Origin of the sequence: Mastigocoleus sp. MO_188.B34 (assembly GCF_030065675.1) — a bacterium.
Taxonomy (GTDB): domain Bacteria; phylum Cyanobacteriota; class Cyanobacteriia; order Cyanobacteriales; family Nostocaceae; genus Mastigocoleus.
Genome location: NZ_JASJDK010000004.1, coordinates 76,098 through 90,181 on the forward strand (window position 1 = coordinate 76,098; position 14,084 = coordinate 90,181).

Annotated in this window: 7 protein-coding genes; 3 read left to right on the plus strand and 4 right to left on the minus strand. The window is 37.9% G+C overall.

Translation table 11 applies throughout. From position 1 onward, the window contains the following. Positions 1 to 87 precede the first annotated feature (87 nt). Positions 88 to 1,782 (minus strand): GH3 auxin-responsive promoter family protein, encoded by a 1,695-nt coding sequence (locus QNJ50_RS01715; RefSeq protein WP_300631354.1) that lies wholly within the window; start codon positions 1,780 to 1,782, stop codon positions 88 to 90. A gap of 209 nt (positions 1,783 to 1,991) precedes the next feature. Between QNJ50_RS01715 and QNJ50_RS01720 the strand changes: the two genes are divergently transcribed. Both QNJ50_RS01720 and QNJ50_RS01725 read left to right on the plus strand, forming a co-directional pair. Continuing rightward, positions 1,992 to 3,245: an FtsX-like permease family protein gene (locus tag QNJ50_RS01720; RefSeq protein WP_300631356.1), complete on the plus strand. Its 1,254-nt coding sequence runs from the start codon at positions 1,992 to 1,994 to the stop codon at positions 3,243 to 3,245. A gap of 177 nt (positions 3,246 to 3,422) precedes the next feature. Further along, positions 3,423 to 4,193 carry an ABC transporter ATP-binding protein gene (locus tag QNJ50_RS01725; protein WP_300631358.1) on the plus strand — a complete coding sequence of 257 codons (771 nt, stop codon included), beginning with the start codon at positions 3,423 to 3,425 and terminating at the stop codon, positions 4,191 to 4,193. Between the two features lie 291 nt (positions 4,194 to 4,484). Here the strand turns inward: QNJ50_RS01725 and QNJ50_RS01730 are convergent, their stop codons facing one another. Further along, positions 4,485 to 5,279 (minus strand): inositol monophosphatase family protein, encoded by a 795-nt coding sequence (locus QNJ50_RS01730; protein ID WP_300631360.1) that lies wholly within the window; start codon positions 5,277 to 5,279, stop codon positions 4,485 to 4,487. 192 nt (positions 5,280 to 5,471) lie between these two features. After that, a complete protein-coding gene (locus QNJ50_RS01735) occupies positions 5,472 to 5,987 on the minus strand; it encodes a hypothetical protein (RefSeq protein ID WP_300631362.1) in 516 nt (171 codons plus the stop codon). A gap of 184 nt (positions 5,988 to 6,171) precedes the next feature. Here QNJ50_RS01735 and QNJ50_RS01740 point away from each other — a divergent pair, with 184 nt between their 5' ends. Then, positions 6,172 to 11,274 carry a chemotaxis protein CheB gene (locus QNJ50_RS01740; protein ID WP_300631364.1) on the plus strand — a complete coding sequence of 1,701 codons (5,103 nt, stop codon included), beginning with the start codon at positions 6,172 to 6,174 and terminating at the stop codon, positions 11,272 to 11,274. 34 nt (positions 11,275 to 11,308) lie between these two features. Here QNJ50_RS01740 and QNJ50_RS01745 read toward each other — a convergent pair whose 3' ends face one another. Further along, a complete protein-coding gene (locus QNJ50_RS01745) occupies positions 11,309 to 13,588 on the minus strand; it encodes a filamentous hemagglutinin N-terminal domain-containing protein (protein WP_300631366.1) in 2,280 nt (759 codons plus the stop codon). Positions 13,589 to 14,084: the final 496 nt, after the last annotated feature.

The following is a 14,084-nucleotide window of genomic DNA, read 5'->3' on the forward strand; positions in this document are numbered from 1 at the left end:
TAAATCGAAATTTAAATCAAAGGGGAATTTCATCCCCATTATTAAACTAAGAGTGATAAAAAAGTCTTAAAAATTACTATATTTTTACTAGTGTTCGCCTGATAAATTGACTTCGCGCTCGATTACTAATCCTGCAAGGAGTTGTCTATCTTCACTAATATGGGGAAATTTCAAATGGGATTCGGGTATTCCCTTATCTAACAGTCGCTGTCGAAGTGTGCTAAAACTACCACTAGCCAAAATTCGCAAATGGGGTGATGGTAATACTTCATGTTGTCGTTTTTCTTCATAGGAAACATTTAGTTTCTGTAAAGCCTGATCGAATTTTGCCAAAAATTTCTCTGGCTCGGCGAGCGAACAACTAGGGGATAATTCTATATTTAATAAGTAGCGAGGTGGAAATTCATTTTCGGAAAGGGTGACACAAAAATTTTCTAGGGGTGAGTTAAACTCTTCTTGAACTTTCTTAACAGCCTGAATAACATGAAATTCACTTGTTTTTTCACTGGTAGCAGATAATAAGCCACCCACACGGTGACGGAAAACGATTATGGGAGCTTGTTCGTAAAAACCCACCACTTCCACTACATCACCGATATTGTAGCGATACAATCCGTTATAGTTAGTGACCAAAATTCGATAATATCCCCCAGCTTGAACTTCGGACGCCAAAAGTGTTTTTGGTTGTTCTGCATCCCATTCTTTTTGGGGAATAAACTCAAAAAAACCGCTGTCAATAGCTAAAATGGCTCCATCAGTATTTAGATCGTAACAAGCACCAAAAGTCGCTTCAGATGAAGCATAAATTCCCCCAAATATGGGAGTATCACCAAAATAGGCTGGAAATTTTTCAAAATAAAAATCCGATGTTCCACCACGAGCTGTAGCGATAACAGCAAGATTTTGCCATGCTAACAAAGGAGTAAGTTTACCTTCACTACGAAGAATTTCTTGGAGTTGAGTGGCTCGCTTGGAATTGGGGAAAAATTGCTTTTCTATTGTATGACGCAATTCAGGTTTGATTTTAAGCCAAGGAGCTAATTCTCCATTTTTAAGATTATGAATTAACTCTTCAGAATACAATTCAAGATCGTTGGCTATTTGTAGTGCAAGAACGGGAAAAGTTGCTCCAATAATTTTCAAATTCGGATTTTGGAGAGCGAATAACAAACAAATATAGTTACGAGATACTGAATCTAAGACTTCTAGAGCTTCAGGGGGTTGGGCAAAAACTTGCTTGTAAATACATTTAGTAAATCTATTCAAACGCAAAACACCACTACTAGAAGTTCCATAGGGAATTCCACTACTTGTACGTCCGCTAATTAACGTTGAAGTAGTCATCAGCATTTCACCCATTGAATTTCCGCGTTTATGAATTGCTTCAGTTGAAAATCCAGTGGCTACTTGGTTAATTCGATTTAAAATTTGACGCGATCGCTTGGTTACGGGGATTAACTTTTGCTTACCAGTAGAACCACTACTACGATTGAGGTGAACTACCGGATCAGGTGTGAGAATATTGTTTTCACCTTTGGTAATTCGTTCAACAAAAACTTCATAACTGCTGTAAGCTAATATCGGTATAAGGTTGCGAAACTGTTCGACATTTTTAATTTCTTGAAGTTTGTATTTTTTCGCAAATTCTGTGTTTTGATAAGCTTTTAGTAACGAAAGCAAAAATTCCTCTTGGACAGCCTCAACTTGACGAGTTTTAGTAACAAAATTTGCTTTAGTAACTTTCGTTGCCGCAGTAATTATTGATAAAAATAAGTTCGTCATTCAATCCTCACACTAATTTGTTGTCTAGAATATTCAGGGAGTTTATAGCTATTTGCTAAATTAATTAAAACTCATTACAGTAATGGGTGCTCCTGTGCCATATCAGAGTAATTTAAAAACATTAATAGATTGGTATAAAAATGAAGCAAAACAAAATTTTATACAGTTTCTCTTATTTCTTTTATTTGTTTTTCTAATGGCATTTTTAAATGGTTTCTATTGCCCGTAAAAATTTGTTTGAAGACATACCTCGCTTTTTAGTGGCGCAAGCAGGTATTATGTTTGCTGTTAGTCTTGTCACAATTCAAACAGGTATATTCAATGGTGTCATTCGCTCAACATCACTGTTAGTTGATAATTCTCGCGCTGATATTTGGGTTTCATCAAAGCGGATGGTGCATTTGGAGCTTACAGAATCTATTTTGTTTGACCATGTTGTCAGGTCTAGAAAAGTAAATGGTGTCTCCCGTGCTGAAGCATTGATGACGGGAGTATCAAGATGGCAAGTTCCCAAAGGTCAGTTAACTGTAGTCAAGTTGTGGGGATTCGACCCTCAAGGGCAATTATTTGTTCCAGGGTCTGTTCAAAAGGGTAGTGTAAGTGCTTTACAAAAACCCTATACAATCCTTGTCGATCGTAGCGATTTAAGGTCTTTACGAATGAAGAAACTTGGCGATCAGGGGAAAATTGGTTCATTGCCAGCAAATTTAGTTGGAATTGCTCAAGATACTCAATCTGTACTTTCTAGCGCATTTTTGTTCGCTTCCTTGAAAACGGTCAATGCGTACAACAACAGTAGTGTTTCTTCCAGGGTAGATTGTAAATTAGTATCAGGAGAATTTAAGTGTACCAACGTTTACGAAAGGGCAAAAGATTCCCAGGATACAGGTAGCTCTTCTGTTCCCGAAGCTCAACCCATAAGCCTTAATACTCCCGTATCTTTTATATTAATTAAAGCAAAACCCGGACAAGACCTCCAAAAGCTGAAACAAGATTTAGAAGCAGCCTTACCTGAGATACGTGCTTATACTCGCGAGGAACTGTCTCAAAAAATACGTGACTACTGGCAAAAACGTACTGGAATTGGATTTATTTTAGGTTTAGGTGCAGTAGTGGGTATGATAGTTGGTGTAGCTATAGTGGGTCAAATCCTTTATTCTTCTGTATCCGATCACATTAAAGAATTTGGAACCCTTAAGGCTATGGGGGCGTCAAATAGGGTAATCTATGGAGTAATTGTTGAACAATCGTTGTGGATGGCAGTTATCGGATATGTTCCAGGTATGCTGCTTTGTTGGGGGCTAGGAAACTGGACTTTGGCCACTCAAGGTATTGTGATTTTAATCACGCCAGTCACTGCTGTTGGTGTTTTTGGAGTTACTGTTCTGATGTGTGTTGGTTCAGCACTATTTGCAATTCAAAAAGTCAGTCACGTGGATCCGGCTATTGTTTTTAAAGCGTAATTTAATTTTAAGGCGTTGTTTAAAATCTTTGGTCTGGTATTGTCTTAATGTTATCTCAGCCAGGACTCATATTGTGTTCATCTAATCTTTATATTATACAGAAGATTTATAAATAAATGAATTTGTATCACTACTTAGCGTCTGAGTACTAAATATCCATATCCTCAATTAAAAGGAATGACTATTTCCAAACAATTTGAATTTATTGGGAATTCTATAATTAACGGTTGGTCTAGACCTAACCCAATAAATATTTATCCGGAGAAATCCTGCGGTATCTTTGCCGAAGGGATAGAAATGACTTATCAATCTGGTAAAGAGCGCTTTGTCGCTCTTAAAGGAATTGACTTACAAATATCTAAAGGTGTAATTCAATTATTGATGGGACCATCTGGTTCTGGGAAAACTACTCTGTTATCAATTTTAGCCGGTATTCTAACACCAACTAATGGCAAAGTGCATTTGTTGGGCAAAGAAATTACAAAAATGTCCCGCAAGCAATTATCTAGATTCCGTCGCGATCATATCGGTTTTATTTTTCAAGGTTTTAATTTATTCCCCGCTTTAACCGCTGCAGAAAATGTAGAATTAGCTCTTAATATCAAAGGTATAAAAGGAAAAATAGCTCGCCAACAGTCTTTGGAGTTGCTTTCCCAGGTCGGTTTGGCGGCTAAAGCACAATTACTTCCCCGCGATTTATCGGGGGGACAAAAACAAAGAGTAGCGATCGCAAGAGCTCTGGCTGGTAATCCCCAAATTATTATGGCTGACGAACCGACTGCGGCTTTAGATTCTCATAACGGACAAGCTGTAATTGAATTGTTGTGTCAGTTAGCAAAGGAAGGAGGAACTACAGTTGTAATTGTCACTCATGACCCACGGATTAAAGCTTTTGCAGACAATATTACTTTTCTCGAAGATGGCGAAATAGTTCCCGGCGAACTTTAGCTTTCATATTTCGCTTCTATTTTCAATTGCTACCTCACACACAATGTCCGCTCTTTAACCATTTTTAATTAACTTTTATCTTGATTTTCATCATTAAATTAGCTATTGCTATTTGTGGCTCGATTCAAAACTCTAAAAACTCTAATTTTGTATCTCTAATTTTTATTTTTGTTCCAGGCTCTAATTTTTATTTTTGTTCCAAGTTCTAACTTTTATTTTGTTCCAGGCTCTAATTTTTATTTTTGTTCCAAGTTCTAACTTTGATTTTGTTCCAGGTTCTAATTTTTATTTTTATTCTAAAAAATCTTTAAACACAGGTACTAAATCTTTGCGACTCGTAACTAAAGTTGAAAATGAGCAATCGCTATAATCTGTACCTACGGACAGAGGAAAAGGCTCTGATTTTAAAGATACCCAGCTTCCACCAGCAGCTTGAACAATTACCCACACAGCAGCAATGTCCCACACTTTTGGTGTCGCTTCAACTCCACCTAAAACCGCTCCATTAGCTACTGTTAAAAAGTTATAGCTAGCAACACCCAACATACGAATTTTACAAGGAAAATCTTTTTTGAGTACTGAAGTACTGCGGGAACAAAGATTAAAAAAATGTTGGCTACTAGGTTCATCAGGACTTGTATGAATTTTTTCTCCGTTGCGAAATGCTCCAATCGGTATATCTAAACCAGACGAACCTTGCCAAAATCCATAAAATGCTTGGTCTAAAGTTGGTACATACACGTATCCAAAAACAGGTGTTCCTTCATACAGTAAACCTAAAGAAATTGCCCACATTGGAAGACCGCGTGTGAAATTAGTCGTTCCGTCTAATGGATCGATTACCCAACACCATTGTTTGGAAGGGAAAACTTTTTCTCCTTCTTCAGAAAGGATGCCATGATCGGGAAAAGTATTGGCGATCGCACTGACAATTTCTCGATCTGCCCATTTATCAGCTTTAGTAACTAAGCTACCATCAGCTTTGGCATCAGCTTGTACTCGACCGAAATCTTGCATTAACTGCTTACCGACTCTCAAAGCAGTTTTTTGAGAAAATTCAACAACCGTAGTCCAAAAATCAGTCATGTGCTAAATAATGGGAAATTATGATATTGGATAAACTTTGTAGCGTTTAGACTCAAAAGTAAGAAGATTCGACAATCGTAATGTAATATAAACCTTCACAATTATTTGTTTGTGGTTAACGCCAGGCTTGTGCAAACCACAGATGAATCATTTGAATTTTTTCCTTACCTCCAAAAAAATCAATATTCGACCTCAAAGCCACCTAGGATTATGATAAAAATGAATTCCACCGTGGTAGCTGTCAACTGCTTTAATCCCGGAGAATTCCACAGAAATAGTACAACCCGTGCTTTCAATAGTCCCATCACATAAGGGCTGCACGGCTGACCAATCGCAGTAATACAACGGTTCACAAATATCTTGATATTTTGGCTCACCTAATTTATGCCAAATATCGTACTCGTTAAAACTTTTATCTTGGTATTCTGTGATTTCTTTATCTGGATCTATTGTTTTAGCTTCTCCGTAACAATGGAACTCCCAAATAATACCTTCCTCAAGCTTTTCCAACTCATCCACATCTACACAATCAAGCCAGAAGTTAATCTCAAATAAGAAACTAGGAAATCGTGTTAAGCAGTCTTGTTCTACAAATTTAGTAGCACTTTCTACTTTTTCGCACAACTGTCTTAACTTAGGTAAGGCTTTTCTTCGAGCTATTTCTTCGTTATCGGCAATTAATTCATAAGAAATATTTAATACTGCCACGGGCTAATTTTAACCTCTTCTAAAATATTTGCATGCATCAGATAACCAGCATATAAAACTCTCTGTTCTCTAGGTGTTAGCTAGTTTAAAATAACTAATATTAAGTCCGCTATATTTATGCTTTGTAGCATCCATAGTTGCTAATAAACAATTAAATTAGAAATAATGCAGCCCCATTTCTTATATGTCAAAAAGTGAATCTGGTTTCGGTCGCTCCATTCCCGAACGGGAGTATAACTTCTTTGTTGTTGGTATTGGTGCATCGGCAGGGGGACTCCGGGCTTTGGAGGAGTTCTTCGAAAATATGCCCACCGACAGTGGGGCTGCTTTTGTCGTAATTCAGCATCTATCCCCAGATTTCAAAAGCCTGATGAAGGAACTCCTGGAACGACGCACCCGTATGGCAATATATCGGGTCACAGAAGGGATGGAGTTGGAACCAAATTCAGTATATTTAATCCCTCCAGGTAAAAACCTGGTGGTAGAAAATCAAAAACTACATTTACTCGAACAAGAGGAAAGAAATCGCCACGGACTTAACTTTCCCATCGATATCTTTTTTGAATCTCTCGCAAAAAATTATGTGGATCGCTCCATCGGAGTGATTTTATCTGGTACTGGTAGCGATGGAACCAACGGTTTGCGAACCATTAATGAAGCTGGTGGCTTTGCAATGGTACAAGACCCAGCCACAGCCGAATTTGATGGAATGCCCCGTACTGCGATCGCAACGGGAGTAGTAGACCGAGTTTTATCTCCCAAGGAGCTAGCCCAAGTGATCAATCAATTGGTGCGATCGGTTTATGCAAACCCTCCAGGGTTAATCCCAAAATCCCCAAACGAATCGAACCAAGATCCAGTTACATTTCTTAATTCCTACAACTTACAACGGATTGCCACAATTCTCGCCCAACACGAACAAATTGATTTTTCCCACTACAAAACTAGCACTTTGTCGCGGCGCATTCATCGCCGTTATCTAATTAGCGGTTGCAATCATCTCAATGATTTTATTTGCTTGTTAGAAACCTCTCCTGAAGAGCGGGCGATTCTCCGTCATGATTTGCTAATTAGTGTTACCCAATTCTTTCGCGATCGCCTTGCTTGGGATTTCTTAGAAACTGATGTAATTCCCCAACTAATTGCTCAAACTCAGCCGAAGGAGGAGTTACGCTGTTGGGTGACTGCTTGCGCCACAGGAGAAGAAGCATATTCCTTAGCTATCCTATTAGATGAAGCCGTAGCCAAATCAGACAAACCGGTAAGATTTAAAATTTTTGCCACAGATATTGACAAAGTGGCTTTGGAAAAAGCAACCCAAGGGATTTATCCCCAAACCATCGCCAATGACGTTAGTTCCCAACGTTTAGAACGTTATTTTGTTCGCAAAGATAATTCTTTGCAAGTGGTGCGCAAGCTGCGAGAAAAGCTATTGTTTGCCCCCCACGATCTAACTAAAGATGCTGGTTTTACCCGCATGAATTTAATTACTTGTCGCAATGTTTTGATTTATTTACAATCAGATTTGCAACAACAAGTACTACGAAATCTTCATTTTTCTTTAGTTTCTAAGGGTGTTTTATTCTTAGGAGAAGCAGAAACTCTCGGTCGAATTGAACCTGAATTTAAACCACTCCATAAAAAAGGTAAAATCTACCAAAAACGCAGAGATATTAGATTAACTATGCCTATTAAGGGGATAGAGAAAAATTCTCGTCAATTTCTTCCCTATTCCCTACCTAAAAATCCAAATGAGAATCGTCTCGAGCCAATGCTAGATAAAGCATTTATTGCTTTTTTAGCTAAATATAAAGCGACCTGTTTATTAGTAGATCGAGAACATAAACTTTTTCACACTTTTAATGATGGAATTGAAGTTATAAAAGTACCTTCAGGTCGAACGACTACAGAAATTACAAAACTAATCATTCCCAGTTTACAATTACCTTTAATTACTGCCCTTCACCGTGCAAAAAGAGAGCGCTCTGCAGTCTCTTATACCGGTATAAAATTAAATGAATTAGACCAATTAGATAAATCGGGAAAACAAACGGTTAATAATGTAAAACTTGAAGTTATCTATCATGAAAGTAATAAATTAGCAGATGATTTCTTTACGATTTTTATCCAAGAAGATGAGACTCCACAACAGTTTTCAGGGGAGCGCTTTGAAGCCGATGCCGAAGCATCACAAAGAATTATGGAATTGGAGTATGAGCTACAGCAAACCCGTGAAAATCTCCAAGCTGTAATTGAAGAACTTGAAACTACCAATGAAGAACAACAAGCAACTAATGAAGAGTTAACAGCTTCCAATGAGGAGTTACAAAGTACTAACGAAGAACTACATTCAGTTAATGAAGAACTATACACTGTAAATGCCGAATATCAATCAAAAATTGAAGAGTTAACCGAATTAAATAATGACATTGATAACTTGTTGCGGAGTACGGAAATTGGCGTCGTCTTTTTAGATCGACATCTAAAAATTCGTAAATTTACTCCTGCAGCAACAGTTGCAATTAACCTAGTGGAAGCGGATATTGATCGCCCATTAGAACATATTACCCACAACTTAGATTGCCACAACCTGATCGAATTACTGCGCTCGGTAATTGACAGCCAAAAATTATTAGATCAGGAAGTTAAGTTAGTCAAACAGGATTTTCACCTGTTGATGCGGATTAATCCCTATTTACTAGAAGACGGTAGATTGGATGGATTAGTAATTACTTTTGTTGATATCCACGAACTTAAAACAATCCAAGAACAAATTCGTTTGGTCAATCAAGACCTGCAACAATCTCAGTCTCAATTACAACAACTAAATCAGGAATTGGAAGCCAGGGTAGAAGAACGTACCTTAGCTCTGCAGCAATCGGAAACTAGACTGAGGGCAATTTTAGAAACAACTTCCTCACTAATTTATCTTAAAGACCTTGAAGGGCGTTATCTTTTAGTTAATAAGCAGTATACAGAACTATTTCGTGTAACTGAAACTGAATTATTAGGTAAGAACACTCGGGATATTTTTCCTCAACACATTGCTGAAGCTTTAATCGCTAACGATCGCCAGGTTTTAGAAACTAAATCAGTTTTAATATTTGAAGAACAACTTCCCATCTCCGACGGTAGCCTTCACACCTATATTGCCACCAAAGCACCTCTGCTCGATGCTAATGGTGAAGTTTATGCTATTTGTGGGATTTCAACCGATATCAGCCAACAGAAACGAACTGAAGTCGAACTTAGGGAAAGCGCCGAACGGGAAAGAGCAATTCGTAAGGTCGTAGAAAAAATCCGCAAAAGCTTAAATTTACAAGAAATTTTCCAAGATACTACCGATGAATTGCGGAAAACTTTAAAATGCGATCGCCTAGTTCTTTACTCTTTTAACTCCGATTGGAGTGGTGAATTTGTCGCTGAATCTGTAGTTGAAGGTTGGGAACCACTGTTGAGAAATACGATGCAAACGGGTTGGAAAGATACTTGTTTGCAGGAAACTCGAGGTGGTCGCTGTAATCAGCATGAAGCTTTTACCGTAAATGATATTCAGACTGCGGATTTGAGTGACTGTCACCGCGAAATGTACGAACAGATTCAGGTCAGAGCTTTTTGTATCACCCCAATTTTTCAAGGGGATAAGTTATGGGGGTTACTCGCTGCTTACCAAAATGAACTTCCTCGGGAATGGAAAGAAGGAGAAGTTCGCTTACTAAGCCAAACTGGAATTCAATTAGGTATATCCATCGCCCAAGTTGACTTATTTACCCAAATTCAAAACCAATCTTTGCAACTACAACAAGCAAAGGAAGCTGCAGAAACTGCAAATCAAGCCAAAAGTGCTTTTATCGCTCACACCAGTCACGAATTAAGAACACCCCTTAATGCCATTTTAGGATTTGCCCAGCTTCTCAAGCGAGAACCAAGTAATACTCCAAATCAACAACGGGGGATTGATGTAATTCAACAGTCTGGTCAGCATTTGCTAACCCTGATTAATGATATTCTTTACATTGCCAAAATTGAAGCAGGTAAACTTACCCTAGAATTAAGAGATTTTATTTTACCTTCATTCTTAGATAGTTTAGTAGCCATTATTCGAGTACGTTGTCAACAGAAAGGAATAGAATTCCAATATCAAGTTCTGTCCGACTTACCGACAATAGTACGGGGAGATGAAACTCGTCTACGCCAATTATTACTTAATCTCCTTAGTAATGCAGTCAAATTCACTCCTACAGGTAAGGTTACTTTTAAAGTTGGCTATAGGAAAAATTTTCCTGGCGAAAACACATTTGAGTCAACAGCAAAGCATTTGGAAGAAGCGGTTGCAGATAAAATCCGTTTCCAAATTGAAGATACAGGAATAGGTATTCCTATAGATAAATTAAAAGAAATCTTTCTACCCTTCTACCAGTTAGATCGTCATCAATCTCCCCAAGAAGGAACTGGACTGGGTTTAACTATCAGCCAAAATCTCGTCGAACAGATGGGTAGTCAAATTCAAGTTCATAGTATTTTGGGTGAGGGTAGTATATTTTGGTTCGATCTAGATTTTCCCACTGTAGAAACCCCCGTAGCGATTATTCCAAGTAAAGATTCCAATCTTGACATTACTGGTTATACGGGACAAAAACGTCAAATTTTAGTAATAGATGATTTAGATAATAATCGGGAAGTTTTAGTTAGTTTCCTTGCACCCCTTGGCTTTGAAATCATTGAAGCTAGTTCGGGAGCAGGAGCGATCGCCCAAACTCGACAACATCAGCCAGATCTAATCGTACTAGATTTAGTGATGCCAGAGATGAATGGTTGGGAAGTTACCCGAATCTTAAGACAAGAAGCAGGTTTTCAAGATTTACCAATTATAATTGTTTCAGCTAGCACACTTCCAGCCGATGAATCCCAGTGTTATGAAGTGGGAGCAAATGGATTTCTTGCAAAACCCCTAAATTTTGAGAAATTGCTGCAGATTTTAGAAGAGTATCTAGATCTAGAATGGGTCACTCAAAATGGTTCAACTCATTCCCTGCTGAATCAAAAATCAACACCAGTACCAACAGAAAGCAATGGTGAAAATATATCTTTAATAACCCCATCACCAGCACAATTAAATCAAATTTTAAAACTGGTAATGCAGGGAGACATCCGGGGAGTTTTATCCCAGATAGATTTTTGGGAACAGGAAGAACCAGAATTAGTTCCCTTTTTACAACAAATCCGTCAACTAGCAGAAGCTTGTCAGTTGAAAAAGCTTAAAGAGTTCGTTAGAAGTAGAATTTAGACTCTAGCCAATCGCTGCTAATCCCCAATTCCCATCACTCACAACGCCCTGAAGCCTGAAAACTTGGCGGTGTTGCTGCATCAGCAACAAGCATCACTTCTCCCGCTTTGTTGATTACCGCTCTCTGGGCTTGGACTATTTTATTAATGGGTTTATTAACAGTTTCACTAACAGTAATATTATTTTCAATATTATTTTCTATAATCTCTTCTTTACCTTTGCGTTGCGCGGTTTCCCTGGGTACTGAGTTGAGTCGCCAATCTTCCCATAGGTTTTGACGATCTAACACTGTGTTGGGTGAAGGTGGTAAACCGCCCCTTCCAATAATTATGAAGTGACTCTTACCTCTGAGAGCACAGAAATCCCGGTTAATTAATTGACTCACATCGACCAAATTATCATTTACCTTGAGTAGATTTTGGTCGGGTTCTGCATCAGCGTTATCAATTGTGATGGTTCCACTTTCGCGATCGGTTGCTCCTGTTGCAGTGATATCACTGGTGTTTGGGTTTTCTCGATCTCGAGGTTCAATTCCAAAAATACCTTGGCTATTGAAGATTCTGATATTACCACCACGAAAATCTCGGGAATTTGCTGTTATATCGCTATTTCCACTGCCAATGATAAAGCCATTTTTAGCATTAATTGTGATGTTACCACCAGGGATATTAGTTCCCTCAGCGTTGGTGGTAATGCTGCTGTTATTGCGTAGGATTGAAAGTGGTGAATTGAGGGTGATATTTCCTCCGCCTCCTACGGTGTTAGCACTGATTTTTCCTTTATCTAAAAGGATAGAGTTAGCGTCAACTGTAAAAGAACCTGCTTCTCCAAAACTTTCTATTTCCCCTAAAACAACATTTTCGGGATCTGGTATCTGACTGTTTAGATTGATTTCAGCCCCATCCCTAACAATCAATTCCTTTGTGTTTATTTTCAAGTTTCCAGCACCTCCAGAACCTTGAGTTGAAGTAAGTAAGCGACTAGCTGAAAAACCATCTGCTGAAGTTCCAATTAACACCACAGACTCAGAGGCATTTATGATCAAGTTTCCTCCTCTGCCTGTACCTTGTATAAATGGGGTATCTCTAGAATCACGTTTTCCTCCAGAGTTTACTGTAATTACAGCTCCGTCTTGGACAAGCAATTTGGTAGTATTAATAGTAAGATTACCTGCATCTCCAGTAGCAAAACTTGCAGCAGATAGTACAGTGCTGCGGTTAGTTGTAGTATTAATCAATGCTACAGACTCAGAAGAATTTACAATTACATTTCCTCCTTTTCCTTCTCCTAAATTAAATGAGTTTACTTGTGCGCCATCCCGAATAATTAATTGTTTAGCGGTTATCTTTAAATCTCCACCATCTTTATTACCCGTAGTACCACTTAATAACAATACATCCTCACCAATAAGTTCTATAGAATGACCTTGTAACCGGATATTACCACCTCCTTGACCACTGACATCAACAATAGATGAAATCAAAGATCCATCAAAATTTCGTCGAATAAATCTAATTTTCTTAAATTCTTGCACGCCTTCATACTCGAAAACCCAACCTTGATTTGTCAGGTCCAGACTTACTAAACTATTCTCAGCTACACTTCCTAATTCAATTCGCCCCTCTGATGCAGTTAGATTTCCTCCTTGTAGAGTGATATCACCTCCTAAAAGTGCTAAAGTTTCACTGGTGGGTACTTGTAAACCAACAGGCTTTTCGAAAATATTAATTGCGCCATCAGGACTTGCTTGAGATTGATTGTCAATGGGTGCAGCTTTTGCTCCGAATTGTAAGCCTATAGGAACATTGACCGTTAGCAAGGATTTAGTTTTAGGTTCCGTAGCGCTAAATTCGATATCTTTAGCGAAATTGATACTACTAGCTGTACTCCCGACAAATGAACCGCCAATGTTTAGAGAAGCATTAGGACCAAAAATGATTCCGTTGGGATTGATTAAAAACAAATTTGCCGTGCCATTGGCACGAAGTTTACCATCAATATTAGAAACAGAATTTCCTGTAACTCTAGTAATAATATTTTGAATATTGATAGCATTTTTAAAGTCTGCTGTCACACCGTTAGATATGGAAAATTCTTCAAAACTGTGAAATAGGTTACTTCCTAGATTGGTTCCACCTTCAATAATCCTGACATTTCCCTGTCGTGTAACACGAGAGTTATTGGGTAGAGTCGTGTCTGGTATGATTTGAGCACTTGCAGAGTTTGCATAAAAAGCAACAATCAATAGCTCGCTTAGCATTACACTACTAATTGTAATTCCTAAGTCTTGAAACCAGTTCCAAAAAGTATTCATCTCGAATATTATATCCCTGTAGGGAAAATGCAGTGGCTATAAACCACACTTGTACTAAAGTATATTCACATCAGTAGTTTAGATTTAACCTTTATCAAAAATTAATGTTAGATAACGAAGTTTTCCATTAATTCTATTACTGTCAAATCTAGATTAATACACAAAATTTTTCGTTTGACAATCATCAAAAACATTGTACACATGCACGCATACTTAGCTTTACAAGAAGTAAATAAATAGCCAAGTGTTTTGTGTTTTGGGCTCACATATTTAATAGACATACCTAATTGTAATACAAGGTTTATTCTATTTTAGTGGACTAATGCATTTGAGTGAATGTCTTACATAAATCTTACTAGAAAGCGAAAAATGATAACTTGTGGTTCTTCAGTACCTGTTATGCCAAACTATTAGTTAAAAATCATAGATAGACTTCAAAATAAAGGTTTAAATACCGAAATCGTGTCAAAAGGTTAAAATGTTAGCTTTTATAGTC